This is a genomic window from Brevundimonas intermedia (assembly GCF_027922165.1).
GTDB classification, from domain to species: domain Bacteria; phylum Pseudomonadota; class Alphaproteobacteria; order Caulobacterales; family Caulobacteraceae; genus Brevundimonas; species Brevundimonas intermedia.
Genome location: NZ_BSFD01000001.1, coordinates 275,577 through 300,826, shown reverse-complemented (window position 1 = coordinate 300,826; position 25,250 = coordinate 275,577). Strand labels below are relative to the sequence as shown.

The 25,250-nt window shown below is 68.3% G+C and carries 31 protein-coding genes; 26 read left to right on the top strand and 5 right to left on the bottom strand.

The window, feature by feature from the left end:
• Positions 1-104 precede the first annotated feature (104 nt).
• The 10 genes from PKE72_RS01420 (at position 105) to PKE72_RS01375 (ending at position 7,531) form a co-directional block, all read left to right on the top strand.
• Entirely contained in the window at positions 105-683 is a 579-nt protein-coding gene (locus tag PKE72_RS01420) for a TetR/AcrR family transcriptional regulator (protein ID WP_271163689.1), read from the top strand.
• Positions 680-1,018 (top strand): DMT family transporter, encoded by a 339-nt coding sequence (locus PKE72_RS01415; RefSeq protein WP_271163688.1) that lies wholly within the window; start codon positions 680-682, stop codon positions 1,016-1,018. Before PKE72_RS01420 ends, PKE72_RS01415 begins: the two co-directional genes overlap by 4 nt.
• 107 nt (positions 1,019-1,125) lie before the next feature.
• Positions 1,126-2,172 (top strand): methyl-accepting chemotaxis protein, encoded by a 1,047-nt coding sequence (locus PKE72_RS01410; protein ID WP_271163687.1) that lies wholly within the window; start codon positions 1,126-1,128, stop codon positions 2,170-2,172.
• Between the two features lie 32 nt (positions 2,173-2,204).
• Positions 2,205-2,678 carry a YcgN family cysteine cluster protein gene (locus PKE72_RS01405; protein WP_271163686.1) on the top strand — a complete coding sequence of 158 codons (474 nt, stop codon included), beginning with the start codon at positions 2,205-2,207 and terminating at the stop codon, positions 2,676-2,678.
• Between the two features lie 233 nt (positions 2,679-2,911).
• Positions 2,912-3,199 (top strand): spike base protein, RCAP_Rcc01079 family, encoded by a 288-nt coding sequence (locus PKE72_RS01400; RefSeq protein WP_271163685.1) that lies wholly within the window; start codon positions 2,912-2,914, stop codon positions 3,197-3,199.
• A complete protein-coding gene (locus PKE72_RS01395; protein WP_271163684.1) occupies positions 3,196-4,326 on the top strand; it encodes an SGNH/GDSL hydrolase family protein in 1,131 nt (376 codons plus the stop codon). Before PKE72_RS01400 ends, PKE72_RS01395 begins: the two co-directional genes overlap by 4 nt.
• A gap of 37 nt (positions 4,327-4,363) precedes the next feature.
• Complete coding sequence (locus PKE72_RS01390; protein WP_271163683.1) at positions 4,364-5,521, top strand: acyltransferase family protein; 1,158 nt, start codon at positions 4,364-4,366, stop codon at positions 5,519-5,521.
• A 53-nt stretch (positions 5,522-5,574) separates the two neighbouring features.
• On the top strand, positions 5,575-6,729 hold the full coding sequence (locus tag PKE72_RS01385) for a phage portal protein (RefSeq protein WP_271163682.1): 1,155 nt from the start codon (positions 5,575-5,577) through the stop codon (positions 6,727-6,729).
• The gene (locus PKE72_RS01380) at positions 6,726-6,956 is read left to right on the top strand and encodes a hypothetical protein (RefSeq protein ID WP_271163681.1); all 231 of its coding nucleotides are present in this window, start codon (positions 6,726-6,728) and stop codon (positions 6,954-6,956) included. The genes PKE72_RS01385 and PKE72_RS01380 overlap by 4 nt, the downstream gene beginning before the upstream one ends.
• Positions 6,957-7,135: 179 nt before the next feature.
• Positions 7,136-7,531: an HK97 family phage prohead protease gene (locus PKE72_RS01375; protein ID WP_271163902.1), complete on the top strand. Its 396-nt coding sequence runs from the start codon at positions 7,136-7,138 to the stop codon at positions 7,529-7,531.
• Between the two features lie 16 nt (positions 7,532-7,547).
• Here PKE72_RS01375 and PKE72_RS01370 read toward each other — a convergent pair whose 3' ends face one another.
• Positions 7,548-8,012 carry a hypothetical protein gene (locus tag PKE72_RS01370; RefSeq protein WP_271163680.1) on the bottom strand — a complete coding sequence of 155 codons (465 nt, stop codon included), beginning with the start codon at positions 8,010-8,012 and terminating at the stop codon, positions 7,548-7,550.
• Between the two features lie 116 nt (positions 8,013-8,128).
• Between PKE72_RS01370 and PKE72_RS01365 the strand changes: the two genes are divergently transcribed.
• The 8 genes from PKE72_RS01365 to PKE72_RS01330 all read left to right on the top strand — a co-directional run bounded on the left by PKE72_RS01365 (position 8,129) and on the right by PKE72_RS01330 (position 11,963).
• Positions 8,129-9,367 carry a phage major capsid protein gene (locus PKE72_RS01365; protein ID WP_271163679.1) on the top strand — a complete coding sequence of 413 codons (1,239 nt, stop codon included), beginning with the start codon at positions 8,129-8,131 and terminating at the stop codon, positions 9,365-9,367.
• Between the two features lie 170 nt (positions 9,368-9,537).
• On the top strand, positions 9,538-9,801 hold the full coding sequence (locus PKE72_RS01360; RefSeq protein WP_271163678.1) for a head-tail connector protein: 264 nt from the start codon (positions 9,538-9,540) through the stop codon (positions 9,799-9,801).
• Positions 9,798-10,094, top strand: a complete 297-nt coding sequence (locus PKE72_RS01355) for a phage head-tail adapter protein (RefSeq protein ID WP_271163677.1) — start codon at positions 9,798-9,800, stop codon at positions 10,092-10,094. Before PKE72_RS01360 ends, PKE72_RS01355 begins: the two co-directional genes overlap by 4 nt.
• Positions 10,091-10,504, top strand: a complete 414-nt coding sequence (locus PKE72_RS01350) for a DUF3168 domain-containing protein (RefSeq protein WP_271163676.1) — start codon at positions 10,091-10,093, stop codon at positions 10,502-10,504. The genes PKE72_RS01355 and PKE72_RS01350 overlap by 4 nt, the downstream gene beginning before the upstream one ends.
• The gene (locus PKE72_RS01345; protein WP_271163675.1) at positions 10,501-10,911 is read left to right on the top strand and encodes a phage major tail protein, TP901-1 family; all 411 of its coding nucleotides are present in this window, start codon (positions 10,501-10,503) and stop codon (positions 10,909-10,911) included. Before PKE72_RS01350 ends, PKE72_RS01345 begins: the two co-directional genes overlap by 4 nt.
• Before the next feature lie 11 nt (positions 10,912-10,922).
• Complete coding sequence (locus PKE72_RS01340; protein WP_373878063.1) at positions 10,923-11,246, top strand: GTA-gp10 family protein; 324 nt, start codon at positions 10,923-10,925, stop codon at positions 11,244-11,246.
• Positions 11,243-11,443 (top strand): phage tail assembly chaperone, encoded by a 201-nt coding sequence (locus tag PKE72_RS01335; protein ID WP_309298332.1) that lies wholly within the window; start codon positions 11,243-11,245, stop codon positions 11,441-11,443. The genes PKE72_RS01340 and PKE72_RS01335 overlap by 4 nt, the downstream gene beginning before the upstream one ends.
• On the top strand, positions 11,433-11,963 hold the full coding sequence (locus PKE72_RS01330; RefSeq protein ID WP_271163673.1) for a phage tail tape measure protein: 531 nt from the start codon (positions 11,433-11,435) through the stop codon (positions 11,961-11,963). Before PKE72_RS01335 ends, PKE72_RS01330 begins: the two co-directional genes overlap by 11 nt.
• 52 nt (positions 11,964-12,015) lie before the next feature.
• Here PKE72_RS01330 and PKE72_RS01325 read toward each other — a convergent pair whose 3' ends face one another.
• Positions 12,016-12,720, bottom strand: coding sequence for a DUF805 domain-containing protein (locus PKE72_RS01325; RefSeq protein WP_271163672.1), 705 nt, complete (start codon positions 12,718-12,720; stop codon positions 12,016-12,018).
• Positions 12,721-12,818: 98 nt separating this feature from the next.
• Here PKE72_RS01325 and PKE72_RS01320 point away from each other — a divergent pair, with 98 nt between their 5' ends.
• From PKE72_RS01320 to PKE72_RS01285, 8 genes are all read left to right on the top strand, one after another.
• A complete protein-coding gene (locus PKE72_RS01320; RefSeq protein ID WP_271163671.1) occupies positions 12,819-13,430 on the top strand; it encodes a DUF2460 domain-containing protein in 612 nt (203 codons plus the stop codon).
• Positions 13,431-13,432: 2 nt separating this feature from the next.
• Positions 13,433-14,077, top strand: coding sequence for a phage/gene transfer agent baseplate hub protein (locus PKE72_RS01315; protein WP_271163670.1), 645 nt, complete (start codon positions 13,433-13,435; stop codon positions 14,075-14,077).
• The gene (locus PKE72_RS01310) at positions 14,074-14,679 is read left to right on the top strand and encodes an NlpC/P60 family protein (RefSeq protein WP_309298331.1); all 606 of its coding nucleotides are present in this window, start codon (positions 14,074-14,076) and stop codon (positions 14,677-14,679) included. The genes PKE72_RS01315 and PKE72_RS01310 overlap by 4 nt, the downstream gene beginning before the upstream one ends.
• A complete protein-coding gene (locus PKE72_RS01305) occupies positions 14,680-18,372 on the top strand; it encodes a baseplate multidomain protein megatron (protein WP_271163668.1) in 3,693 nt (1,230 codons plus the stop codon). It abuts the gene before it with no gap.
• 88 nt (positions 18,373-18,460) lie between these two features.
• Positions 18,461-19,381 (top strand): DnaJ C-terminal domain-containing protein, encoded by a 921-nt coding sequence (locus PKE72_RS01300; RefSeq protein ID WP_271163667.1) that lies wholly within the window; start codon positions 18,461-18,463, stop codon positions 19,379-19,381.
• 46 nt (positions 19,382-19,427) lie between these two features.
• Positions 19,428-20,585, top strand: coding sequence for a phosphoserine transaminase (locus PKE72_RS01295; RefSeq protein ID WP_271163666.1), 1,158 nt, complete (start codon positions 19,428-19,430; stop codon positions 20,583-20,585).
• 73 nt (positions 20,586-20,658) lie between these two features.
• Positions 20,659-21,954 (top strand): adenylosuccinate synthase, encoded by a 1,296-nt coding sequence (locus PKE72_RS01290; protein ID WP_271163665.1) that lies wholly within the window; start codon positions 20,659-20,661, stop codon positions 21,952-21,954.
• A gap of 76 nt (positions 21,955-22,030) precedes the next feature.
• Positions 22,031-22,840 carry a response regulator gene (locus PKE72_RS01285; RefSeq protein WP_271163664.1) on the top strand — a complete coding sequence of 270 codons (810 nt, stop codon included), beginning with the start codon at positions 22,031-22,033 and terminating at the stop codon, positions 22,838-22,840.
• A 34-nt stretch (positions 22,841-22,874) separates the two neighbouring features.
• Here the strand turns inward: PKE72_RS01285 and rpoH are convergent, their stop codons facing one another.
• From rpoH to PKE72_RS01270, 3 genes are all read right to left on the bottom strand, one after another.
• Positions 22,875-23,762, bottom strand: a complete 888-nt coding sequence (rpoH, locus tag PKE72_RS01280; protein WP_267514364.1) for an RNA polymerase sigma factor RpoH — start codon at positions 23,760-23,762, stop codon at positions 22,875-22,877.
• Positions 23,763-23,989: 227 nt separating this feature from the next.
• Complete coding sequence (locus PKE72_RS01275; RefSeq protein WP_271163663.1) at positions 23,990-24,286, bottom strand: hypothetical protein; 297 nt, start codon at positions 24,284-24,286, stop codon at positions 23,990-23,992.
• Positions 24,287-24,942: 656 nt separating this feature from the next.
• Positions 24,943-25,248, bottom strand: coding sequence for a GNAT family N-acetyltransferase (locus PKE72_RS01270; protein WP_271163662.1), 306 nt, complete (start codon positions 25,246-25,248; stop codon positions 24,943-24,945).
• Positions 25,249-25,250 lie beyond the last annotated feature (2 nt).

Sequence of the window (25,250 nt, the reverse complement as noted above, 5' to 3'; positions counted from 1 at the left end):
CAACGCTTCTCTGTAGTGATCAGGTCCTGCGGGCATCAAGTCGAAGATTGCAGTTCGCCAAATTATCGTTTCACGGATTACCGTCCGGTTGGTATGTAACCTCCATGGACACGACCGCACGCCGCCGCGCGCCCGAAGACACTCGGGCTCAGATCATCGAAAAGGCGCTGGAGGTGGCGGCCGAACGGGGGGCGTCCGGCTTTACGCTGGATGCGGTGGCGGCGCGGACGACGGTCAGCAAGGGGGCGTTGCTGCATCATTTTCCGACCAAGATCGCCCTTCTGGAGGGGATGATCGACCATTTGGGCCAGATGCACACCGACGGCATTCTGGCCCAGGCGGCGCGGGATCCGGAGCCCTATGGTCGGAGCGCGCGGGCCTATCTGCGCGCGACGGTGACGGAGCCGGTGACGCCGCAGGATGTCAGTATCGGCCGGGTGGTGATGGCCGCCTGCGCCATCGAGCCGGCCCTGGCACAGCGCTGGCGGACCTGGATCGACCGGGTGAAGGTCGACGATCCCAGTGATCCGGTCGGGGCGGACGACGCCCTGATGTTGCGGCTTTTGGCCGATGGACTGTGGGTGTCAGATCTGTTCGGCGTGCATGATGTATCGCCCGATCAGCGGCAGGCGTTGCTGTCGCTGTTGACGCCCGGACATCCTATCACAGCCAACGAAGCATGAGCGCCCTAACCTGGGCCGCCCTGCTGGGAGCCATCGGACTGGAGGTGGTGGGCACAACCCTCTTGCAGCAGAGTCAGCAATTCAGTCGGCCCTGGCCCACGGCGGGAATGGCGGTGTGCTATGGTCTGGCCTTTTACCTATTGTCGGTCGCGCTGAAACAGATGCCGGTGGGAATCGCCTATGCGATCTGGAGCGGTCTGGGCGTGGTGGCGATCTCGGTGATCGGGGCGGTGGCTTTCCGCCAGAGGCTGGATCTGCCGGCAGTGACGGGGTTGGCGATGATCATCGGCGGGGTCGTGGTGATCAATCTGTTTTCAAAGACCGTTGTTCATTGAATAATGGTTATAATGCGTTAAGTTTTAAAGCTTTAGGTGAAGCGACATCTTTGGTTTCGCCCCTCCCTTCACCACGGCGCGCCAAGATGGCGAGGTGGGGATCTCAAATGAGCGATGTGGGGGCGGGCGCCAGGCCCGAGCGTATTCTCGAGCTGTCCGCCCGGCTGAACACCGTGGCGGGCGAGAAGATTGGCGAGATCGCCTCGGTCAACCGGGCCGCCAAGATGCTGGTGGTCAACGCCCAAGTGGTGGCGGCGCGCAGCGGGGACGCGGGGCGCAGCTTCATGGTGGTGGCTGAGGAGTTTAAGCGGATTTCTGGGCAGATCGACGACGTCGCCGGCGCCCTGGAACAGCAGGTGCGGGGCGATCTTACCGAGCTGTCTGCCATCGGAGGGGCGATCCTGGGTCAGCTGCGGGGGCAGAGGCTGGCGGACCTGGCGCTGAACGCCATCGAGATCATCGACCGGAACCTGTACGAACGGACCTGCGACGTGCGCTGGTGGGCGACCGACAGCGCGGTGGTGGACTGCGTCGCCGAACCCGACGCCGCCAAGGCCGAGCACGCCAGCCAGAGGCTGAAGGTCATACTGGACGCCTATACCGTCTATCTGGACCTGTGGATCTGCGACCGGAGCGGCGCGATCGTGGCCAACGGCCGGCCCGATCGGTACGCGGTGCAGGGGAAGTCGGCGCGGGACATGTCCTGGTTTCGCGACGCCATGGCGACGAAGTCGGGCGATGATTTCGCGGTGGCCGATGTTACACGGCTGGAGGCGTTGAACGGGGCGCCGACCGCCACCTATGCGACCGCTATCCGCAAGGGTGGTCTGGCGAACGGGGCCGTAATCGGCGTGTTGGGCATCCATTTTGACTGGCAGGCCCAGGCCCAAACGGTGGTGGACGGAGTGCGGCTGACGCCCGAGGAGCGGGCCCGGACGCGGGTGCTGTTGCTGGATCAGAGACACCGGGTGCTGGCCGCCTCCGACGGGATCGGGGTACTGAACGAGACGGTGAAACTGGATGTCGGCGCGGGCGCCATGGGCAGCTATTCAAAGGGCGACCGGACCGTCGGCTATGCCCGCACGCCCGGATACGAGACCTATGAGGGCCTGGGATGGTATGGGTGCCTTGTTCAGGACGCGGCCGCCATCTGATGGCCGCATCCGTCGACTAGGCGCGCCGTCCCATGCTTTCCGTTCCTTCCCCCGTTCCGCCCTATTGGGAAACCAAGACCCTGGTCGAGATGTCTCCGGCCGAATGGGAGGGGCTGTGCGACGGGTGTGGCCTGTGCTGCGTGATCCGGTTCGAGGACGAGGATACGGGCGAGGTGATTCCGACGCGGGTCCACTGCAAACTGTTCGATTCCCAGGCCTGTTCCTGCTCGGACTATGTGAACCGCAAGGCGCATGTGCCGGACTGCATCAAGCTGACGCCGCACAATATCGAGGCCCTGGGGTGGATGCCCAAGTCCTGCGCCTATCGCCGGCTGCACGAGGGGCGGCCGCTGGCGGCCTGGCATCCGCTGGTCTCGGGCGACCCGGAGACGGTGCATACGGCCGGGGTGTCGGTGCGGGGGCAGACGATTTCGGAACTATCGCTTGCCGAGCCCGAAGACGCGTTGGATTTCGAGGCGCCGGAATGGGCGGTCGAACGGGGCTGATGGCCGCAGCCTGATGGGTTGGCGGCGGCTTCTATTACAATGACGCTGGTCTGAATCTTTTTACTTCAAAGGCTTGTGCTTTTGTCGCGGCTGTTTGCGCGCCTGAGGACGCTGGTGCGGTAGTGTTTGGGCATGGCGGGAAATAGCGATGAGCCGGGCGGGTGATCCCGTCCGATCTCGCGCTCAGCCGTTCCTCCGATCGGAGGCGATCCATTGCATTCAGGGAGAGAGACATGCCGGCTATAGCGGAGCGGGATGGGTTGCTGAGCCATGGGCGGGACGCCAGCGGGCCGGGGCGGCGCGCGACGGCGGTGACGCCCAGCGATACGGTCGACCTGACCACCTATGCCAAGGCCCTGTATGTCGGGGCGGCGGGGAACCTGCGGGTGCTGACGGTGGGGGGCGAGGACGGGGAGGCCGTGACCTTTGCCAATCATCCGGTCGGGTGGTTGCCGGTGCAGGTGCGCCGGATTCTGGCCACGGGGACGACGGCGGCCCAGGTCGTGGCGGTGTTCGATTGAGCCTGGCGGTCGAGGCGACGACGACGGCGCCAGGCGCGATGCTGGCGCCGTCGCGACCGGGGTTCGATGTGCCCGACCTGCCGCGCTGGTCGGCGGCGGTGCGCGGGATGTTGGCAGGCGTGCGGGATGCGCGGCTGCTGGTCGTCAGCGACAGCGTGGCCCAGGGGTTCGGCGCGGCGCCGGGCGGATGGACGCCCGATGGGCGAGGGGCGGCCTGGCCGAAGCGGCTGGCGGATCTGATGCGCGCGGGCGGTCTGCCGGCCTCGGCGGCGTCGCTGGCCGGGGCGGGGGCAGGCGATCTGGCGACCGGGGGATACGGAGCCTATGACCCGCGCGTCAGCCTGGGTAACGGGTGGAGCGTCGCGACCCTGGCCAGTCTGGGCGGGCGGTTGTTTACCACGCCGGACTGGGGAACCGAGACCTGGGCGTTCCAGCCGGACGGGCCGGTGGACCGGTTCGACCTCTATGCTGTGTGCAACACGGCCCTGGGGGTGATCGCGGTCGAGACCGACGGGGTGGTGCGCGCGACCATCGACACGCTAAAGGCGCCGGGGCTGGAGCGGCACACGATCCGGTTTCCCGAGACGACGGGGCCGATTTCGGTGCGGCGAGCCTCGGGCGGGGCGGTGTTCATCGCCGGGGGCGTGGCGTGGAAATCCGAGCTGCGGCGGGTGCAGGTGATCAATGCCGGCTGGGGCGGGTCGCGGGTGGCGGACTGGACCACGACGGATCAGGCGTACCGGGCCTATGGGGCTTTGCCGGTTGCAGGGGCGGATCTGACGGTGATCTGTCTGACCATCAACGACTGGAACAACGGGACGGCGGTCGCGGCCTATCAGAACAGTCTGAGGCTGTTGGTGGATCGGGCCCTGGTCAGTGGCGATGTGCTGATGATGACGGGGACGCCGTCGGATCCGGCCCAGAGCAAGGCCAGCTACGCCACGCAGCAGGCCATAGCGGCGGCGGCCGTGGCGGTGGCGGCGGAGAGGGGGCTGGCGGCGCCCCTCGACGGCGCGGCCCTGTTCGGCGGCACGTTTGCGCCGGGCCTGATGTTCGATTCCGTCCATCCCAATGCGGCGGGCCAGGCCCTGATCGCACAGGCGGTGCGGGCGCGGGTGATGATCTGAGGTTGGGTCTGGTTCGCGCCGGTGTTAACCGTGGCGGATGGGGCAGAGGTTCGACGACATCCAGGTGTTGCGGTGCGTGGCGGCCACGGGGGTGGTGGTCGCCCATGCGGTCGATCTGAGCGCGGGGCGGCTGGGGCTGGGGACTGTTCTGGCGGGCGGGCCGTGGGAGGATTTCGGGGCGGCGGGGGTCGATCTGTTCTTCGTGATCAGCGGCTTCATCATCGCCACGACGACGCGGGGCCAGACGGGGCTGCGCGCGGCGGGAGCGTTTCTATGGCGACGGTTTCGAAGGGTGGCGCCGATTTACTGGCTGTTGTCCCTGCCGATCCTGGTCGGGATGGCGCGGGGCGGGACGCTGACGGCCGATGTGGTGGCGGCGACCTTTCTGTTCTGGCCGTTCAGCGGACTGGAGATGACGTTTCCAGCCCTGGGGGCGGGATGGACCCTGTGTTTCGAGATGCTGTTCTATGCCGGGGTCGGCCTGGCGATTGCAGGGGGCGGACGGGCCGGACGGGCGCTGGCGGGCGGCGCCGTGGTGGCGGTGGTCGTGGGCCTTGCGGTCGCCACCCCGGTGCTGAGGTTCGTCGGGTCGCCGATGGTGCTGGAGTTCCTGATCGGGGTGGGGATCGCGCGCTGGGGGCGCGGTCAGCCCCAAGCATGGGGGGTGGTCGCCGTGGGGCTGGGCCTGATCGGGTTCGGGCTGTCGCTGGGGTTCGGCTATGGCGAGATCGACGGCGAGGCGGCGCTGAACCAGCCGTGGGTCGGGTTGGCGCGCGTGGCGATCTGGGGACTGCCGGCGGGGCTGGTGGTGCTGGGGGCGGTCGTGGGCGCGCGGAGGCGGCAGGGGCCGGTTTGGCGCGGGCTGATCTTCATGGGAGACGCCTCCTATGCTGTTTACCTGTTCCATGTGTTGGTGATCCGGGCGCTCGGGCGGGTGTTCGAGGCGGGCGCGGTCCTGCCGGGAGATGGGGTGGTGGTGCTGACCGTCGGCCTCAGTCTGGCGGCGGGCGCAGGGGTGCATGTCTGGGTCGAACGGCCGTTGATGCGGTGGATGGCGCGGCCGCATTTCTCCCTCCCCTTCATGGGGAGGGGCGATCGCGCAGCGATCGGGGTGGGGTCCGACAGGACGCGGTTGAAAGACGGTGAGGCTGACGGCGGCGCGCCGGATCGCACGGCCCCACCCGGGCTCGGCTGACGCCTCGCCGTCCCTCCCCATGAAGGGGAGGGAGAGTTTTCAGGGAGAGTTTGATGGTTTCGATCCGGTGGCCGTTCGGCCAGGCGGGGCGCGTGGGTGCGCCGGAAGAGAAGTCCAGTCGGGCGGCGGTGCTGCTGTCGGGCGTGGGGCGGGCGCGGTGGACGCCCAACGACTACGCCAGCCTGGCGCGCGAGGGGTATCAGAAGAATGCGGTGGCCTATCGCTGTATCCGCATGATCGCGGAGGCGGCGGCCTCGGCGCCCTTTGCGGTGTTTGTGGAGGGGGTGCGGGACGAGGCCCATCCGCTGGCGCGGCTGATCCGCCGGCCCAATCCCGAACAGTCGGGGGCGGAGCTGATGGAGGCGGTCTATGGCGCGTTGCAGGTCTCGGGTAACGCCTGGGTCGAGGCGGTCGGGGATGACGTCCCCGAGGAGCTGTGGGCGCTGAGGTCGGATCGGGTGAAGGTGGTGCCCGGCCGGTCGGGCTGGCCCGAGGCATGGGAGTATTGCATCGACGGACGGTCGGTGCGGATCGGGCGGGCGGCGGACGGCTGGGGGCCGGTGATGCAGCTGAAACTGTGGCACCCGCTGGACGACTGGTACGGGCTGTCGCCGCTGGAGGCGGCGGCGCAGGGGGTGGATGCGCACAATGCCGCCGGCGCCTGGAACAAGGCCCTGCTGGACAATGCGGCGCGGCCGTCGGGGGCGCTGGTCTATGGGGCGCAGAAGGGCGAGCGGCTGACGGACGGACAGTTCGAGGCGCTGAAGGCGCAGCTGTCGTCCGCATACGCCGGGGCTGAGAACGCCGGGCGGCCGATCCTGCTGGAGGGCGGGATGGACTGGAAGCCGCTGAGCCTGACGCCGGCCGAGATGGATTTCACCGCCGGCAAACATGCGGCGGCGCGTGAGATCGCCCTCGCCTTCGGGGTGCCGCCGCAGCTGCTGGGGATACCGGGGGACGCGACCTACGCCAACTATCGCGAGGCCAACACGGCCTTCTGGCGGCAGACGATCGCGCCCCTGGTGCGCAAGGCGGCGGGGGCGATGACGGGCTGGCTGGGCGGACGGTTCCGCGGCTGCGAGGTGCGGGCCGACCTGGAGGCCGTGCCGGCGCTGCAGCCCGAGCGGGACGCCCTGTGGGCGCGGCTGGAGGCGGCCAGTTTCCTGACGGACGAGGAGCGGCGGCGGATGGCGGGGGTTGAGGGATGAGCGATGCGGTGAAGAAGGCCGTGGCGGCCCTGATCGCCGCCCTTGCGGTGCAGACGGTCGGGGGACTGGTCTGGGCCGGGGGTGCGGCGGCGCGGATCGCGACGCTGGAGCAGAGGGTCGGGGAGCAGAGGCTGGTGGCCGAACGGCTGGCGCGGCTGGAGACGCAAGGGGAGGCGACGGCGGCGGCGGTGGAGCGGATCGAGCGCAGGTTGGAGGGGGCGAGATGAAGGTGCCGAATGATCCCTTCTCCCCTTGCGGGAGAAGGTGGCCGAGCGGAGCGAGGTCGGATGAGGGGTTGGTCGGTAGTGGATGGAAGGGCTGGTTTGACCCCTCGCCCGACCGCGCCAGGACGACGGCTGCGCCGCCGTGCGCGCGCTCCCTCTCCCGCAAGGGGAGAGGGGATGTGATGATCCAAGGCTACGCCTCCCTGTGGGGCGTGGCGGATCTGAACGGGGACGTGGTGCAGGCGGGGGCGTTTGCGGACAGTCTGGCGAAGACGGGCGCGCAAGGGGTGCGGATGCTGAACCAGCATGACGCGCGGGCGCCGGTCGGGGTCTGGGACGAGATCATCGAGGACGAACGCGGTCTGTTCGTGCGTGGCCGGATCGAGGACTGGTCGCCTGAGGCCCGGTTCGCCGCCGCGCTGAGCCGGGCGGGGGCGATGGACGGTCTGTCGATCGGGTACCGCACGGCGCGGGCGCGGAGGCAGGGGCGCTTAAGAGTGCTGAGCGAGATCGAGCTGTGGGAGGTGTCGCTGGTGACGTTTCCCATGCTGCCGGGGGCGCGGTTCGGCCTCGGCTGACGCGCCCTAGGGAAGCCTAGCCGCCCGGAGCCTTTGGATCGGTGGCCAGAAGGATGTCTATTTCACGAAGTCTGCCGATCATGCCGCCAGTCGTGGCTGCTATGAACATGGCATAGCCGAATAGATAAGCCCCCCAAGCGTTCGCCCCCTCGAGCAAGTGGCTAAGCCAGCCCAGACTGATCCCTGAAGCTTGGGCAAGCAGTACCGGAACCATCCATCCCGTGAGGACGGCTAGGGCCTTTTTCTGCTCCGGCGACACATGAGCGCGTCTAGCGCGGGCCCACGCCAGAAGAGCAGGAAACCTACATTGCAGTCCGATGGCGACACCGGCGACAAACAGGATCGGCGATAGGATGAGGAGCCAGAGCCATCCAATACCGGGAAGCGGCGACGGGACCAACTGGCCGTAAAAGACGCTAGCGATCAGCATCAAGGCAAGCGTGCCCCAAATCGCCGCCCGCCGTAAACTCAGTCTTTCCATTCTGCTTTGGTAGCATGGATCGCAACTAAGGCTACGGCCCCGCTTCAAGAAATTCCGGGCCTATGACCCGGAAATCCCTGCGTGTCCCGATTGGGCGCGCTCAGACCGGAGACATCATGAAAGAGACCAAACAGGCCTCGGGGCATCCCGAGGCGCAGGCTGTCGTGCGCGAGATGATGGCGGCGTTCGAGGCGTTCAAAGGGGCGAATGACGCCCGGCTGGGCGAGATCGAGAAGAAGGCGGCGGCCGATGTACTGCTGGAGGAGAAGGTGGCGCGGATCGACCAGGCGGTGGCGTCGGCGCAGGCGCGGCTGGATCGGGTGATGAGTCAGAACAGGCGTCCCCAAATCGGCGGCGTGACGGGCGGCGAGCCGGTGGAGCCGGCGTCTGCGCCGGAGGCGAAGGCGGCTTGGGACGGGTATCTGAAAACCGGTCAATCTGGCGCCCTGGAGGTCAAGGCGGGGCTGTCGGGCGGGGCGACCTCGGGCGGCTATGTCGTGCCGTATGAGACCGAGCGGGCCATCGAGCGACGGCTGATGGCGGCGTCGCCGATGCGCGAGATCGCGACGGTCAGGACGGTGGCGGCGGGGGTGTTCAGAAAGCCGGTGTCGACGGCGGGCGTGGCCTGCGGCTGGGTGGCGGAGACGGCCGCACGGCCGGAGACGGACCCGGCGACCCTGGCCCTGCTGGAGTTCCCGTCAGCCGATCTGTACGCCAATCCGGCGGCGACCCAGGCCCTGTTGGACGACGCCATGGTCGATCTGGACGAATGGCTGGCGGCTGAGGTGGAGGACGCCTTTGCGGCGCAGGAGACCCAGGCCTTCGTCAACGGCGACGGGGTGAACAAGCCGAAGGGCTTCCTGACCTATCCGACCGTGGCGGACGCGGGTCAGGCCTGGGGGCAGATCGGTTATGTGGCGTCGGGTGCGACGGGCGGGTTTGCCCCGACCAGTCCGGCGGACCGGCTGATCGACCTGATCTATGCGCCCAAGGCCCAGTACCGGCCGAACGGGCGGTTCGTGATGAACCGCAAGACGGTCTCGGCCGTGCGCAAGTTCAAGGACGCGGACGGCAACTATATCTGGCAGCCGGCGACGCGGCTGGGCGAGACGGCGAGCCTGCTCGGCTATCCGGTCACCGAGATCGAGACCATGCCGGATGTGGCGGCGAACAGCCTGTCCATCGCGTTTGGGGACTTCCAGCGGGGGTATCTGATCGTAGACCGGGCGGGGGTGCGGGTGTTGCGCGATCCCTATTCGGCCAAGCCCTATGTGCTGTTCTACACCACCAAGCGCGTCGGCGGCGGGGTGCAGAACTTCGACGCGGTGAAGGTGATGAAGTTCAGCGCGGGGTGACCGTGACGCTCCCTTTCCCCTTGCGGGAGGGGGAGGCCGCGCACGGCGGCGAAGCCGTCGTTCTGGCGCGGGCGGGTGAAGGGTTCGGAGTTCAGCGACCCCTCATCCGGCCCTTCGGGCCACCTTCTCCCGCAAGGGGAGAAGGACGAAATTTCACGATGGAGACTGCCATGGCGCAGCCGGTGACGGTGGCGGAGGCGAAGCTGTTTTTGCGGGTGGAGCATGAGGCCGAGGACGGGCTGATCCAGACCCTGATCACGGCGGCCCAGGCGCGGGTGGAGGCCGATGTGGGGTTGAGCCTGACCTCCACCTCGCCGGCGGGGTTGAGGCTGGCGATCCTGATGCTGGTGCTGCGGGCCTATGAGCGGGGGGAGGACGCGGGTGTTCCCCCGATCGACGAATGGGTGGCTCCCCATCGGGTGGTGCGGCTGTGAGGACCTTGGCGGGGCTGTTCCGGGCGGTGGAGGCGGAGACGCCCTATGGCGGGCGGAGCGTGACGTTCGAGGCGGTCGGGTCGGCCTGGCTGAAATGCGGGACGCGGCGACGGGGCGAGCGAGGTGAAGGGGATCAGCGGCGGACGGTGGAGAATCTGAGCGCCGAGGCGCGGGCCGACGAACGCCTGACGGTCGGGCGGGTTCTGCGGTTCGGCGGGGCGGATTGGGACCTGGTTTCAGTGGAGGCGCTGCGGCTGGGGCGGGTCAAGCTGGGCTTGGAGCGGGTGCGATGAGGGATCATGAGAGCGCGTTGCAGAAGGCGGTTCTGGCGGCGCTGAAGGCGGATGCGGCGGTGGCGGCCCTCGTCGGCGCGCGAGTGTTCGATCAGGCGCCGCAGGGGACGGCTTGCCCCTATCTGACGCTCGGTCGGTGTGAGAGCCGGCCAGTAGCGGCGGAAGGCGGCGGGGTGGAGCAGAGGCTGACCCTGACGGGGGTGTCGCGGTTCGCCGGAGCGGAAGAGGCCAAGGCCATGGCGGCGGCGGTGCGGGCGTGTCTGCACGAGACGGTGCTGCAGGCGGACGGGGTGCGGACGGCGACCCTGAGAGCGAACTTTGCCGACGTGTTTCGGGCCGGGGATGGGCGACGGACCTATGCGGTGGTGCGGCTGAGGGCGTTGACGGAAGAGGTGGGAGAAGGCCGATGACCGCACAGGCGGGCAAGGACATGCTGCTGAAGATCGAGGGCGCGCCGGGCGTGTTCACGACGGTGGCGGGATTGAGGGCGCGGACGATTTCGCTGAATGCGCGGACGGTGGATGCGACCGACGGCGACAGAGCCGGGCGGTGGCGCGAACTGCTGGCGGGCGCGGGCGTCAAGTCGGCGGCGGTGTCGGGCCAGGGGATCTTCCGCGATGCGGCGTCGGACGCCCTGGTGCGCGAGGCCTTTTTTGATCAGGCGGGGAAGCGCTGGCGGTTGGTGGTGCCGGACTTCGGCGTGCTGGAGGGGCCGTTCCTGGTGGCGGCGCTGGAATACGCCGGGGAGCACGAGGGGGAGGCCACGTTCGCGCTGAGCCTGGCGAGTGCGGGCGAGATCGGGTTTGCGGCGATATGAGCGGCGGTGACTTGCCCCCCTCGGGCCGAAGGGCGGCCCTCTCCCCCCAAGGGGGGGAGATTGGAGCGCGGGGCGAGGCGGGGGTGATGTTGGGCGGGGTGCGGCGTCGGGTTTGTCTGACGCTGGGGGCGCTGGCGGAGATCGAGACCGGGCTGGGGGTCGAGGGGCTGACGGCGGCGGCAGAGCGGATGAAGGCCCTGTCGGCGCGGGATTTGATGGTGGTGCTGGCGGCGGTGTTGCGCGGGGGCGGCGAGTTCGAGCCGACGGTTGAGGCGGTCGATCCGCGCGAGGCGGCGCGCGCGGTGGCGGCGGCGTTTGAGGCGGCGGTGCGGTGACGTCTGAACAGACGCCCCAATTGACCCCTTGGGGCGAGATGTTGCGGACGGCGATGCGGATGGGGATCGCGCCCGAGGCCTTCTGGCGGCTGTCATTGAAGGAGTGGCGGATGCTGACCGAGGCACCGCGCGGGACGGCGCCGATGGGGCGGGCGGGGCTGGCGAAACTGATGGAGGACTGGCCGGATGGCGGATGAGTTCGGGCGCGACGGGATTGATGATGTGCCGCTGAATGCGGCCGAGGCGGGGGCGGCGCTGGAGGCGCTGAAGGGGCCGGCGGAGGAGGCGGCCAACGCCATCGAGGCGGCGTTCGGACGGGCCGGCGACAGCCTGACCCGATCGCTGGCGCGCGCGGCGGCGGACGGGGAGGTGTCGCTGTCGGAACTGGCGAAGGCGGTGCTGAACGCGGTCAATGCGGCGGCGGGATCGGGCGGTTCGGGCGGCGGACTGAGCGCGGCGATCCAGGCGGCGATGTCGAGTTTCGGCGGGGCGCGGGCCGACGGGGGACCGGTGCTGGGAGGCGCCGCCTATCTGGTCGGGGAGCGCGGGCCGGAGGTGTTTCGGCCGGTGACGGGCGGCGAGATCGGGCTGGCGTCAGCGGGCGGGGTTACGGTCAATGTGACGGTGGACGGCGGGGCGTCGGCTCTGCTGCGATCCGAGGCCCAGGTGGCCCAGATGCTGGCGCGGGCGGTCAGCCTGGGCGCGAGACGGATGTAGATTCGAGAGGCGAGTGGCGGCGAAGAAGGCCGACCACTCGCCCTAGTCGGACTTATTCGCCCTTGGGGTTCGGGCCAAAGCGGTTGTCGCCCTTCTGGCCTTCGACCAGACCGATCCACAGCAGGAAGATCAGGGGAACGACGGCGGAGAGCAGGAAGGCGATCATGCCGGGGCCGATCAGGGCCAGCATGGCGGCGGGGTCCTCGTCGAAGTCGTAGTCGGTCATGCCGTTGGCGACGGCGGCCATGCCGACCATGACGAGGCCGACGATGAAGAAGACAATGGACGAGGCCCAGGGGATGGCGATCAGCCAGCCGGTCTTGCCCATGTCGTGCAGACGTTTCACCGAGATTGCGAGGTTGGGCCAGATAAGTGCGAGGGAGATCAGCCCGCCGATTATCGGCAGCCAGCCGGCGACGACGCCGACGCCCAGCAGGATCAACCAGCCGATCCAGAAATGGCTGCGGCGGGTGCGGCCCTCGAACGATAGGAACAGCTTCTGCCAATCGAAGCCGGCGACGGTGCTGTCGGTCGGGGCGGACAGGCCGCCGGCGACGCCGACGGTGGAGGGAGCGCCGGCCAGGATCAGGATCTGGGTCGCCTCCGCGCCCTCAGGCACAAAATCGACGCGGACGCCGGCAGCGGGGACGGCCGGCGACTGAAGCCCGGATGAGACGAAGCTGTAGCGCGCGCCGTCGTCGCCGCTGATCAGGCCGGTTCCGGCGGTGGTGTCATAGCTGAGGATTTCGCCGCGCAAGTCTTCGCTCCCGTCTCGATACGGCCGTTGCGGCCGCGTTGGCAGAGAGCATGGACGAGCGGGGCTTTGCGAACAAGTGAAACAGGGGACAGGTTCGGATGGACTTCCATGAAGTGCGCCTGCCCGCGCGGCTGGCCTTTGGTTCGACCGGCGGGGTTGAGCGGCGGACGGAGATCGCGACGCTGGCCTCGGGTTTCGAGCGGCGGTCGACGCCGTGGGCGCTAGGGCGGCGACGGTATCTAATCGGAGCGAACCTGAGATCGTTGGACGACATGGCCGAGTTGCTCGCCTTCTTTGAGGCGCGGCGGGGGCGGCTGCATGGGTTCAGATTTAAGGACTTTGCCGACTTCAAGTCGTGCGCGCCGAGCCGGACGATGTCGGCGACGGATCAGGCGTTGGGCGCTGGGGACGGAGTGCGGACGGCGTTCCAGTTGATCAAGGTCTACGGCGATGTGGAGCGACCGATCGTCAAGCCGGTCGAGGGGTCGGTTCGGATCGCGGTTGGGGGCGTCGAGGTTTCCGGCTTTGTGGTGGACGCGGCGACAGGGGCGGTGAGGCTGGCAGTCGCGCCCGGGGTGGGTGTGATGGTGACGGCGGGCTTCCTATTCGACACCCCGGTGCGGTTCGACACGGACCGGATCGAGACGACGCTGGAGAGTTTCGACGCAGGACGGATGGCGGCGGTTCCGCTTATCGAGGTTCGGGTCTGATCATGCGCGACATACCGGACGAAATGGCCGCCCGCATCGAGAGCGGGGCGGTAGGGCTTTGTCATGTCTGGCGGCTGGAGCGGGCCGACGGAGTGGTGACGGGGTTCACCGATCATGACCGCGACCTGGTGGTGGACGGATTGATCTGTCGGGCCGGGAGCGGCTGGACGACGGGGGCGACGGAGAGCGCGGTCGGCCTGGCGGCGGGGGCGGCCTCGGCGGCGGGGGCGCTGGACGACGCCTCGATCACCGAGGCTGACGTGGCGGCGGGCCTGTTCGACGGGGCGAAGGTCGAGCTGTGGCGGGTGGACTGGTCCGAGCCGGGGTTGAAGGTACGGCTGTGGGGCGGGACCCTAGCGCGGATGCGGCGCGAGCAGGGGCGGTTCCTGGCCGATCTGGAAGGGCCGCTGGCCAAGCTGGAGCGGGTGGTCGGGCGGACCTATGGCCGGATGTGCGATGCGCGGCTGGGGGATGAACGCTGCGGGATCGCGGCGGCGGGGCGGCGCTGTGACAAGCGGTGGGAGACCTGTGTCGGGACGTTCGGGAACGGGGTGAATTTCCGAGGGTTCGCGGACGTGCCGGGGGATGACTTCCTGACGGCCTATCCGGCGGGAGGCGCGCGGAACGACGGCGGGAGCCGACGGTGAGGGGGGCGATAAAGAACTCTCCCTCCCCCTGCGGGGGAGGGGCGTCAGCGCGCAGCGATGACGGGGTGGGGGCGGCAGGGGGAGCGGGCGCGGGTCGCCTGGCCCTTCCCACCCGGTCTCGCCTCCGGCTCGACCCCCCTCCCCCGCAGGGGGAGGGAGAGGGGTGTGCGGCGGCGGTCGTCGCTGCCGCCCGGTCCTGGCTGGGGACGCCGTATCGGCATCAGGCCAGTGTGAAGGGCGTGGGGGCGGACTGTCTTGGGCTGGTGCGCGGGCTGTGGCGCGAGGTGGTCGGGGCGGAGCCGGAGCGGCTGCCCGCCTATTCGCCGGACTGGGCCGAGACCGGCGGGCGCGAGACCCTGCTGGAGGCGGCGGGGCGGTGTCTGAAGCCGGTTCCGGTCGAGGCCATGCGGGCCGGGGATGTGTTGTTGTTCCGGATGTCGCAGGGGGCGGCGGTGAAACACTGCGCTATTCTGAGCGACTGCGGCGGGCCGGAGCTGAGGATGATCCACGCCTATTGGGGACGGGCGGTGGTGGAGAGCTGGATGGGGATGTGGTGGCGGCGAAGGCTGGTCGCCGCGTTCCGGTTTCCTAAGGAGGCGTAGATGGCGCAAGTCGTACTGAGCGCGGTGGGGCAGTCGGTCGGGGGGCCGGTCGGGCGGGTGATCGGGGCGACGATCGGGCGGGCGATCGACAATCGGGTCATCGAGTCGCTGTCGCCGGCGCGGCAGGTCGGGCCGAGGCTGGAGGCCCTGAAGGTGCAGGGGACGGCGGAAGGCGCGCCGATGGCCTGTGTGTTCGGGCGGGCGCGGGTGACGGGTCAGGTGATCTGGGCGGCGCGGTTCCTGGAGGGCAAGAACAAAGGACAGGCCGGCAAGGGCGGGCCGAAGACGGTCGATTATGTCTATTCGCTGAGCTTCGCCGTGGCCCTGTGCGAGGGGGAAATCGACGGGGTCGGCCGGGTCTGGGCCGACGGGCGGCTGATGGACCTGAGCGGCGTGGCGATGCGGGTGTATCGCGGCGGCGAGGCGCAGATGCCGGACCCGTTGATCGAGACGGTCGAGGGAGAGGCTCCGGCCTACCGCGGCACGGCCTATGTGGTGTTCGAGGATCTGCCGCTGGGGCCGTTCGGGGACCGGGTTCCGCAGTTGAGTTTCGAGGTGTTCCGGCGACCGCGCGGGGAAGAGGCGCGGCTGGAGGATCTGCTGGAAGGGGTGTGCCTGATCCCCGGCGCGGGCGAGTTCGCCCTCGCGACGCAGGCGGTGGTGCGGCGCAAGGGACTGACACGGACGACGGCGGAAAATGTGCATAACGGCGAGGGTCGGGCGGACCTGATCGTGTCGCTGGACCAACTACAGGCGCAGCTGCCGAACCTGAAGCGGGTCAGTCTGCTGATCGGCTGGTTCGGGGATGATCTGCGGGCCAGGCATTGCCGGGTGCGGCCGGGGGTGGAGCGGCGCGACAAGCCGACCGAGCCGATGGACTGGTCGATGGCGGGGGTTGGGCGCGGAGAGGCCTATGAGGTTAGTCAGGTGGACGGGGCGCCGGCCTATGGCGGGACGCCGTCGGACGAGAGTGTGCGACAGGCGATCCGCGAGCTGAAGGCGCGGGGGCTGGAGGTGACGCTGTATCCGTTCGTCTTTATGGACTGCCCCGGCTATCCGTGGCGCGGACGGGTGGCGGGCGTAGACGGGGCGGGGGCGACAGCGGAGATCGCGGCCCTGTTCGGCGGAGCCGAGGATTGGGGGCTGCGCCGGATGGCGCTGCACTATGCCCGGATCGCGGCCGAAGAGGGGGCGGACGGCCTGTTGATCGGCTCGGAGATGCGGGGCGTGACCTGGACGCGGGATGCAGCCGGGGGCTTTCCGGCGGTCGAGCAATTCCGGGCGCTGGCGCAAGCGTGTCGGGCGGTGGTCGGGCCGGGGGTGAAACTGTCCTATGCGGCCGACTGGAGCGAATATTTCGGGCGGCAGACGGGCGGGGAGGTGGTGTTTCACCTGGATCCGCTGTGGGCAGATCCGAATATCGATCATGTCTCCATCGACTGGTATCCGCCGCTGACCGACTGGCGCGAGGGCGACGGCGGCGTGGATGCCGGGGCGTTCGATGGGGCGGCGGACCCGGCCTATCTGGCGGCGGGCGTCGCGGGCGGCGAAGGGTTCGACTGGTACTATGCGGATGAGGCGGATCGGGTGGCGCAGGTGCGGACACCCATCGTCGATACGGCGCATGGCGAGGACTGGCTGTTCCGGCCCAAGGACCTGAAGGGGTGGTGGTCGAACCTTCATCATGACCGGTCGGGCGGGGTACGGGCGGCGACACCGACGGCCTGGGTTCCCGGCATGAAGCCGGTCCGGCTGTCGGAGTTCGGCTGTGCGGCCGTGGACCGGGGCGGCAATGCGCCCAACCTGTTTCAGGACCCCAAGAGCAGCGAAAGCCGTCTCCCGCCGGGATCAAACGGGGCGCGGGACGACGCGGTGCAGCGGGGGGTCCTGGAGGCGGTGCTGGGCCATTATGGCCGGGCCGAGAACAATCCGGTGTCGGCGGTCTATGGCGGGCCGATGCTGGAGGGGGCTGACGTCTGGTGCTGGGACGCGCGGCCCTATCCGGCCTTTCCGATGCGAGGAGACGTCTGGGCGGATGCCGGGGCGTGGCGGGCCGGGCACTGGCTGAACGGACGGTTGGCAGGGGACGGGCGCGACCTGATCGCGGCGGTGCTGGCGCGGGGCGGTTTGGCGGCGGACGAAATAGCGGTGGAGGGCATTGAGGGGGCGGCGGCCGGCTATGTGATTGACCGGCCGATGCGGTCGCGCGATGCGCTGGAGCCGTTGCTGGCGGCGTTCGACGCGGTGGCGGCGGAACGGGACGGTCGGGTGGCGGTGCTGGGCCGGACGGCGGCTTGCACGGATCTGAGGCGCGAGGCCCTGGCCCTGCCGGATCAAGGGGCGGCGGAGACGGCGACGCGGGCGCTGGAGGCTCGACCCGGCGAGGCGCGGGTGCGGTTCATCGACGAGACGGCGGATTATCAGACCGGGGCGGTGACGGCGCGGGCCGAGGACGCCGGGACGGCGGCGACGGGCGGCGGAGTGGATCTGGACTTGCCGCTGGCGTGCGACGGCGGCCTGGCGCGGGCGGCGGCGGAGCGGGCGCTGGACGTGGCGGGGGCGGAGACGACCAGCCTGGCGCTGGGGCCGCTGGAGGCGCTGCGGTTGGAGCCAGGGGATGTGGTGCGGCTGGACGGCTGTGACGGGGATTGGCGGGTGACGCGGACGACGGCGGACGAGACGCCGTCGGCGGTGCTGGAGCCGGTCGGGGCTCGGCGGATCTATGAAGACCAGGCCGGCGGGCGCGGCGGCGAGGCGCCGGCCGTGGTCGGGGCGCCCTTTGTGCGAGTGATGGACCTGCCGCCCCTGATGGGGGGCGAGGACGACGGGCGGCCGGTCGTGGCGGCGGCAGCGGAGCCGTGGCGGGCGATGCGGCTGCACGCCGGGGCCGGGGCGGAGATCCTGACGGCGCGCGCGGACATCGAGACGGCGGCGACGGTCGGCGTATTGGTCGAGCCGCTGGGCCCGGGGGTTCGGTATCGCTGGGATGAGGTTCAGGCGCTGACGGTGCGAGTCGAGGGAACTGCGCCGCAGAGCGCGTCGGCATTGGCGGTGCTGGGCGGAGCCAACGCCCTGGCGGTCGAGACGGCGGCGGGTTGGGAGGTGGTGCAATATCGGTCGGCGACCCTGGTCGGAGCAGAGACCTGGCGGCTGACGGGCTTGCTGCGCGGCCAGCAGGGGACCGAGGTCGAGATGCAGACCGGGGCGGCGGCGGGATCGGTGGTGGTGTTTCTGGACGAGCGGCTGGCGCGGGCGGAGATCGGGCGCAACGAACGGGGTCTGCCGCTGATCTGTCGCGTCGGACCGGCGGGGGCGGCGCCGGGCGGGGCCGGGTTCCGCGAGGTCGGCTTCAGCTTACAGGGCCTGTATGCCCGACCCTGGTCGCCGGCGGGGCTGGGCGTCGAGGCCGGTGCGGCGGGGGTGTCGGTGCGCTGGATGCCGCGCGTGCGGCTGTATGGCGACGGATGGGACGGAGATCCTGCGGCGGTCGATCCAATGCGGTTCCGGGTACGGGTGAGGGACGCCGGGGCGGTGCGACGGACGATGGAGGTCGAGGGGACGACGCTGCTGTATTCCGCAACTGACTTGGCGGCGGACTTTCCGGGCGGCGTGACCCAGGCGGCGCGGATCGGCGTGGCGCAATGGGGCGAGGGGTTCGGCTGGGGCGTGGAGGCGGAAATCGGATTGATCTGAGCAAATATGCCGGGTCCGGCCCTTTGCGGCGGCGGGGGCATGGCTTAACTGACGGCCTCTTGGTTTTTCAGTTGGAGCGGCAACTCAGGTGGCAGGCGATCCCTATAAGGAACTGGGCGTTTCCAAGGGTGCGAGCGCGGAGGAGATCAAGAAGGCGTTCCGCAAGCTGGCCAAGGAGTTGCACCCCGACAAGAACCCCGGCGACAAGATCACCGAGGACAAGTTCAAACGGGTGACGGGGGCGTTCGACATCCTGGGCGACGCCGAGAAGCGGGCCAAGTACGACGCCGGCCAACTGGATAATGACGGCAACGAGCAATATCGCGGTTTTGGCGGCGGGGCGCGGACGGGCGGCAATCCGTTCGGCGGCGCGGCAGGCGGGTTCGGTGGAGGGCCGGGCGGCCGGGGCAATTTCGAAGGCGTCGATCTGGACGACCTATTCGGCATGTTCGGCGGGGGCGGACGTCAGCGCGGGGCGCGGGACTTCACCGCGCGCGGTCAGGACGTGAAGGCGACGCTGGACATTAGTCTGGAAGACGCCATCGCCGGGGCGACGAAGCGGATCCAGTTCTCGGACGGACGGACCCTGGATGTGACCATTCCCAAGGGGGCGGCGGACGGCCAGACCATTCGTTTGCGCGGACAGGGCTCGCCTGGACGTGGAGCCGAGAACGGTGACGCCCTCATCGAGCTGAAGATCGAGCCGCATCCGATCTACAAGCGCGACGGTGCGGACCTGACCATGGACCTGCCGGTGTCGGCGCCCGATGCGGTTCTGGGCGCCAAGGTGCGGGTTCCGACGCCCGAGGGCGCGGTGCAGATGACGATTCCGGCGGGCTCGAACTCGGGCAAGCTGCTGCGGCTGAAGGGGCGGGGCGCCTTTGCTCAGGGGCGGCGGGGCGATCTGCTGGCGCGGCTGATCGTGACCCTGCCGGACGAGCCGGACGCGGCCCTGGTCAAATTCGCCGAAGACTGGCGCGCCAAGCGGCCCTATACGCCGGGACGTTGAGCCGGGCTCAAGCAGCGCGAAGCGCGGTAGCGCAAGGGAAAAGACCATGATCGCAAAGCCTGATGTGAAGCCGGCGCGGCCGTGGTTTTCGGCCGGGCCGACGGCCAAACGGCCCGGCTATAGTCTGGCGGGCCTGCCGCAGGATCTGCTGGGGCGAGGCATTCGCGCGCCGGAGGTGGTTGAGCGGTTCGCCCATGGCCTGCGGCTGACGCGGGCGGTGCTGGAAGTCCCGGAGAGCCATGTGCTGGTCTATACGCCCGGATCCGACACCGGGGCGGTCGAGGCGGCCCTGTGGGGGATGCTGGGCGCGCGGCCGGTGCAGGTGGTGGCGTTCGAGAATTTCGGCCTGACCTGGCTGACGGACGTGAAGGATCATCTGGGGCTGGAGCCGGAGGTGCTGACGGCGCCCTGGGGCGAACTGCCGGACTTGAGCGTGGCCGATTGGTCCAAGGATGTGGTGTTTCCGTGGAACGGCACGACCTCGGGCGTGCGCGTGCCAGACGCCGACTGGATCGCCGACGACCGTCAGGGGCTGGCCATCTGCGACGCCACATCGGCCGCCTTCGCCATGCCGTTGCCGTGGGACAAGCTGGATGTCGTGACGTTCAGCTTCCAGAAGGCGCTGGGTGGAGAGGCGGGCATCGGCGTGATGGCCCTGTCGCCGCGCGCGGTGGCGCGGCTGGATTCCTATCGGCCGGATCGAGCCATTCCCAAGCTGTTGCGGCTGACGGACGGCAAGGGGTTCGACCGGGCCCTGGGGCAGGGGGTGGCCATCAACACCTTCTCGATCCTGACCATCGAGGACTGGATCGACGCCCTGGAGTGGGCGCAAGGGATCGGCGGCTTGAGCGAACTGATCCGGCGGACGGACGCCAACTACGCCGCCCTGGCCGAATGGGTGGCGCGGACCGCCTGGATCGATTTCTTGCCCGAACGGCCCGAGATCCGCTCAACCACCTCGGTCTGCCTGAAGTTCACCGACCCGCGCATCGCGGCCCTGGACGCCAAGGCACAGAAAGCCTTCGTAGTGCGGTTCAAGGCCCTGCTGGAAGACGAAGCGGCCCTGTTTGACATGGAGCCCCACCGCAATGCGCCGCCCGGGCTGAGGCTGTGGTGCGGTTGCACGGTCGAAGTCGCCGATGTGGTGGCGGCGACGCCGTGGCTGGAGTGGGCGTTCGAGACGGCTGCGGCCGAAGTCGCATAATTGCGCATGACGGGACGACATCGGATGATTCCCTCGCTATAGGCTGCGCCCGCATTCAAGCGGAGAGACGGCTTTGGCGAACGTGGCTGTAGTCGGCGCCCAGTGGGGCGACGAGGGCAAGGGCAAGATCGTGGACTGGCTGTCCAACCGCGCCGACATGGTCGTGCGGTTCCAGGGTGGTCACAATGCGGGTCATACGCTGGTCGTGGACGGCAAGGTCTATAAGCTTGCCCTGCTGCCCTCTGGCGTGGTGCAGGGCAAGCCGTCGATCATCGGTAACGGCGTGGTGGTGGACCCCTGGCACCTGGTCGGCGAGATCGAGAAGATTGCGGCCCAGGGCGTGGCCATAAGCCCCGATATTCTGACGATCGCCGACAACGCCTGCCTGATCCTGCCGATCCATCCCGCGCTGGACGTGGCGCGCGAAGCGGCGGCCAGCGCGCCCGGCGCCAAGATCGGCACGACCGGTCGCGGCATCGGTCCGGCCTATGAGGACAAGGTCGGTCGCCGCGCCATTCGCGTCTGTGACCTGGCCAATGAAGACGACCTGAAGGTCAAGATCGACCGGCTGCGTTCGCACCATGATCCGCTTCGGGCCGGTCTGGGGCTGGAGCCGATCGATCCAGAGGCGCTGTTGGCGTCGCTGTTGGAGATCGCACCAAAGATCCTGCCCTATGTGAAGCCCGCGTGGCGCGTGCTGGATCAGGCGCAGAAGGACGGCAAGCGCGTGCTATTCGAAGGGGCGCAGGGCGCCTTCCTGGACGTCGATCACGGCACCTACCCCTATGTCACCAGCTCCAACACCGTAGCGGGCCAGGCGGCCGCCGGATCGGGCATCGGTCCGCGCGGCGTCGGCTATGTGCTGGGTATCGTCAAGGCCTATACGACCCGCGTCGGCGAAGGCCCGTTCGCCTGTGAGCTGGACGACGAGGTGGGGCAGCATCTGGCGACCGTCGGCCGTGAGGTGGGGGTCAACACCGGCCGGGCGCGGCGCTGCGGCTGGTTCGACGCCGTGCTGGTGCGTCAATCGGTGGCGATCAACGGCATCGACGGCATCGCCCTGACCAAGCTGGACGTGCTGGACGGGCTGAAGACGCTCAAGATTTGCGTCGGCTACAAGGTCGATGGCGAGGTGCTGGACTATCTGCCGTCAAGCCTGAAGGCCCAGGCCGCCGCCGAGCCGGTGTTCGAGGAACTGGAAGGCTGGAGCGAAAGCACCGCCGGGGTCCGCAGCTTCAAGGACATCAACGCCAATGCGATCAAATATGTGCGTCGGATCGAGGAGTTGATCGGGGCGCCTGTGGCCCTGCTGTCGACCAGCCCTGAGCGGGACGACACGATCCTGATGCGCGATCCCTTCCAGGGGTGAGACGAAAAGGCGGTTCGATTCAACGGGCCTTAACCAGCAACGGTTAGGTTTCCGGCTGAAGCCGGAGCAGAAGCCCTTGTTCACCGCCGACGCCAGAACCCTGAGCCGCATCGAACCCGCAGTACGCCGGGTCGTGATCGTCGAGCCGAACATCGCCTCGTCGCGACTCCTGTCCGACATCATGAAGGGTCTGGGCGCGCGCGAGGTCTATGTCGCGGTCAATGAGGAAGGCGCGCTGGAACTGCTGCGCGACGTCGAGCCGGGAATCATCTTTACCGAACATGCGGGCGAAGCGCTGAACGGCGAGAGCTTGGCGCGACGGATTCGGCGTTCCAACATGGCGTGCCGCACGGCCCCGATCATCATGATCACCAATGAGGCCACCGCCGCCGCCATCAAGGGCGCGCGAGACGCCGGCGTGCATGAGTTCCTGCGCAAGCCCTATACGATCGGCGACTTGTTCAAACGGGTCGAGAACGTCGCCCTGAAGTCACGACCTTGGGTGGAGGCCGTCGGCTATGTCGGCCCTGACCGACGCCGCTTCAACTCGGGCGAATATTCCGGGGCGCGCAAACGTCGGGCGGACGGTTCCGCCGCAGCCGGAAAGATCGACGTTAAGGATCAGGCGATCCGCATTCTGGCTGCGGCCATATCCCAGTTCGACCAGGACCCGGCCCAGGCCGTGCGCGCGATTCATCAGCAGGCTCAGACTTTGAAGACGCTGGCGGTCAAGGCGGGCGACGCCAAACTGGCTATCGCGGCTGGCGGGCTGGAGGCCTTCATGGCGTCAGGCGCCGTGACCAAGGCGGGGTTGTCGTCACCTATCGATGAAATTCTGGCGACCGCACGGCTGACGCCCGCCGCCGAGATGGCGCGGGCGTCTTGATGCATCAAGCCTGAGGGCCACCCCTCAGCTTGGGTCAGGCGTCGACCAGATTCCGCTCCTCAGCGGCGGCGCGCATGGCCTTTTGCAGCTTTTCGAAGGCACGGACCTCGATCTGGCGGACGCGTTCGCGCGACACGCCGTATTCGCCAGCCAGCTCTTCCAGGGTGACGGGATCATCCTTTAGACGACGTTCCGTCAGGATGTGTTTTTCCCGATCGGTTAGCTCCTCCATGGCCTCCTGGAGCAGGCTCATGCGGATGCCCTTTTCCTCGTCTTCGGCGAGTTGGGTTTCTTGGGATACAGCCGTATCGTCGGCCAGCCAGTCCTGCCATTCGCTTTCGCCGTCGGCGCGCAGCGGCGCGTTCAACGAGGCGTCGCCGCCGAGGCGGCGGTTCATGTTGGTGACCTCTTCCTCGCTGACGCCCAGCTTGGTGGCTATGGCGGCGAGGTGTTCAGGGTGCAGGTCGCCTTCCTCGAAGGCTGAGATCTGGCTCTTGGCCTTGCGCAGGTTGAAGAACAGCTTCTTCTGCGCGGCGGTGGTGCCCATCTTCACGAGCGACCAGCTACGCAGGATGTATTCCTGGATCGAGGCGCGGATCCACCACATGGCGTAGGTCGCCAGGCGGAAGCCCTTGTCCGGGTCGAATTTCTTGACGGCCTGCATAAGGCCGACGTTGCCCTCCGAAATCACTTCGCCGATCGGCAGGCCGTAGCCGCGATACCCCATGGCGATCTTGGCCACAAGACGAAGGTGCGAGGTCACGAGACGGTGGGCGGCTTCGGGGTCCTGGTGTTCCGACCAACGCTTGGCGAGCATGAACTCCTCGTCCTTGGTCAGCATCGGAAACTTGCGGATTTCCGTCAGATAACGCGAGAGGCCTTGTTCAGGCGACATCACCGCGAGCGTACTATTGGCAGCCATATGGTCCCTCCGACCGTCAAACGAGCGGGCGCTTCGTCGTCGGCCACCGTGTGTGCGCCGACGTCTCACCCCTCAACCGGTAAGGTAGCGATGGGTTGCCGCCGTTTTTAGAGGCGGGGTGTCACACGAAAGCGTGACCGTGGCCCCGGCGCCACTCTTGCCGACTGGCGTCTGATGTAGAACTTGGTCAGTTGCTATTCAAGACCCGCCTTTGAGCTAGTCGCCGATCAGTCGCCATTCATGGTGACGATTTGCTGGCGGCGCAGCTGGTCAGCGGCGAGCGCGCGCTCTTCCGGAGTCAGATCAGCAGGCCGGCAACGCCGAACCGGAAAACGCGATCCGACGACCGGCTCGTTGCGGCAGACCAAAGGCCGTCCGGCACGTCGTTCTTCCGCCGCCGTTCCGTTCGAGCGGGAGGCCGTGGCGGCTTCGGTAGTTTGGCCCGGAACGGCAGACGAGTCGGTTGGAAGCGGCAGGGTCGTCGTCTGACCGGAAATCGCGAGGGTGAAAGCGAGAATGATCATGGTGTAAAATCCCCTTGTGTACTGACGGTATGTCAATATGACCCTGGTGACAATCCAGATATGCAAGAGGGCTGCATCCTTGGCGGCCAAGCAGCTGTTCTCCGTAAGATGTCCCGCAGTTCCGCAACGCATTGGCTGCATAGCGTCGCTGTGCTCGGGGCGACTTTCTCAATTGAAGTCTCAGATGCGGCCCAAGATGGACCGAGAGATAGGCTGATTAGGCGTAGACGTTACTAGAACGCAGTTCCGTCTGCTCTCATGTTCTGGCTTTGCTGACGGCGAAGCTGGTCGGCAGCAAGCGCACGCTCCTCTGGCGTCAGATCGGCGGGCCGGCAACGCCGGACAGGGAACCGCGATCCGAGCACAGTCTCGTTTCGGCAGATCAGAGGGCGTCCGGCACGGCGTTGTTCGGTCTCGCTTCCGTTTGCGTCGGCGCTCGCGACTTCAACAACCCGTGGCGCGGCGGGTTGGACCGACGGTGTGGAGGACGCGGCCGGACGCGGCAGGCTTCCGGTCTGGCCGGAGAGGGCGAGGGCAACGGCGAAAATGATCATGTCCAAGAACTCCCGCTGATCTATTGACGCTATGCCGAAGGCGAGTGCTGTGACAACCCTTTGGCGATCCAAAGTGATCGTATGAGGCGTAAGAGGCCTTCGTCAGAGTCCCAGAATTCCCCGGTAGGTGGGATGCACGACGTCGGCGTACTCGGGATGCTTCTTTATATAGGCGGAGAAAAAGGGGCAGACCGGCAAGATCAAAAGGTCTCGCGCCCGGGCGTCCGCCAGAACATGTTTCGCCAGCCGGCTGGCGATGCCTTGGCCTTCGAGACGTTGCGGGACGAGAGTCTCGGTGATCATCAGGTTCGGCGGAGACAGGTTGTAGGTCACGATCGCCACCTCGCCATCCACGGGCAGTTGATAACGCTTGAGCTCGACGTTGTCGTGGATTTCGGGGTCGAGCATGG

What these genes read in the sequence shown, in the direction of transcription:
- PKE72_RS01270 (WP_271163662.1), bottom strand. Translation starts at nt 25,248, where the DNA reads ATGCTCGACCCCGAAATCCACGACAACGTCGAGCTCAAGCGTTATCAA.
- PKE72_RS01385 (WP_271163682.1), top strand. Translation starts at nt 5,575, where the DNA reads ATGGTTTCGATCCGGTGGCCGTTCGGCCAGGCGGGGCGCGTGGGTGCG.
- PKE72_RS01375 (WP_271163902.1), top strand. Translation starts at nt 7,136, where the DNA reads ATGATCCAAGGCTACGCCTCCCTGTGGGGCGTGGCGGATCTGAACGGG.
- PKE72_RS01330 (WP_271163673.1), top strand. Translation starts at nt 11,433, where the DNA reads ATGGCGGATGAGTTCGGGCGCGACGGGATTGATGATGTGCCGCTGAAT.
- PKE72_RS01360 (WP_271163678.1), top strand. Translation starts at nt 9,538, where the DNA reads ATGGCGCAGCCGGTGACGGTGGCGGAGGCGAAGCTGTTTTTGCGGGTG.
- PKE72_RS01380 (WP_271163681.1), top strand. Translation starts at nt 6,726, where the DNA reads ATGAGCGATGCGGTGAAGAAGGCCGTGGCGGCCCTGATCGCCGCCCTT.
- PKE72_RS01320 (WP_271163671.1), top strand. Translation starts at nt 12,819, where the DNA reads ATGGACTTCCATGAAGTGCGCCTGCCCGCGCGGCTGGCCTTTGGTTCG.
- PKE72_RS01405 (WP_271163686.1), top strand. Translation starts at nt 2,205, where the DNA reads ATGCTTTCCGTTCCTTCCCCCGTTCCGCCCTATTGGGAAACCAAGACC.
- PKE72_RS01400 (WP_271163685.1), top strand. Translation starts at nt 2,912, where the DNA reads ATGCCGGCTATAGCGGAGCGGGATGGGTTGCTGAGCCATGGGCGGGAC.
- PKE72_RS01315 (WP_271163670.1), top strand. Translation starts at nt 13,433, where the DNA reads ATGCGCGACATACCGGACGAAATGGCCGCCCGCATCGAGAGCGGGGCG.
- PKE72_RS01345 (WP_271163675.1), top strand. Translation starts at nt 10,501, where the DNA reads ATGACCGCACAGGCGGGCAAGGACATGCTGCTGAAGATCGAGGGCGCG.
- PKE72_RS01370 (WP_271163680.1), bottom strand. Translation starts at nt 8,012, where the DNA reads ATGGAAAGACTGAGTTTACGGCGGGCGGCGATTTGGGGCACGCTTGCC.
- PKE72_RS01415 (WP_271163688.1), top strand. Translation starts at nt 680, where the DNA reads ATGAGCGCCCTAACCTGGGCCGCCCTGCTGGGAGCCATCGGACTGGAG.
- PKE72_RS01305 (WP_271163668.1), top strand. Translation starts at nt 14,680, where the DNA reads ATGGCGCAAGTCGTACTGAGCGCGGTGGGGCAGTCGGTCGGGGGGCCG.
- PKE72_RS01365 (WP_271163679.1), top strand. Translation starts at nt 8,129, where the DNA reads ATGAAAGAGACCAAACAGGCCTCGGGGCATCCCGAGGCGCAGGCTGTC.
- PKE72_RS01390 (WP_271163683.1), top strand. Translation starts at nt 4,364, where the DNA reads ATGGGGCAGAGGTTCGACGACATCCAGGTGTTGCGGTGCGTGGCGGCC.
- PKE72_RS01350 (WP_271163676.1), top strand. Translation starts at nt 10,091, where the DNA reads ATGAGGGATCATGAGAGCGCGTTGCAGAAGGCGGTTCTGGCGGCGCTG.
- PKE72_RS01420 (WP_271163689.1), top strand. Translation starts at nt 105, where the DNA reads ATGGACACGACCGCACGCCGCCGCGCGCCCGAAGACACTCGGGCTCAG.
- rpoH (WP_267514364.1), bottom strand. Translation starts at nt 23,762, where the DNA reads ATGGCTGCCAATAGTACGCTCGCGGTGATGTCGCCTGAACAAGGCCTC.
- PKE72_RS01295 (WP_271163666.1), top strand. Translation starts at nt 19,428, where the DNA reads ATGATCGCAAAGCCTGATGTGAAGCCGGCGCGGCCGTGGTTTTCGGCC.
- PKE72_RS01410 (WP_271163687.1), top strand. Translation starts at nt 1,126, where the DNA reads ATGAGCGATGTGGGGGCGGGCGCCAGGCCCGAGCGTATTCTCGAGCTG.
- PKE72_RS01275 (WP_271163663.1), bottom strand. Translation starts at nt 24,286, where the DNA reads ATGATCATTCTCGCTTTCACCCTCGCGATTTCCGGTCAGACGACGACC.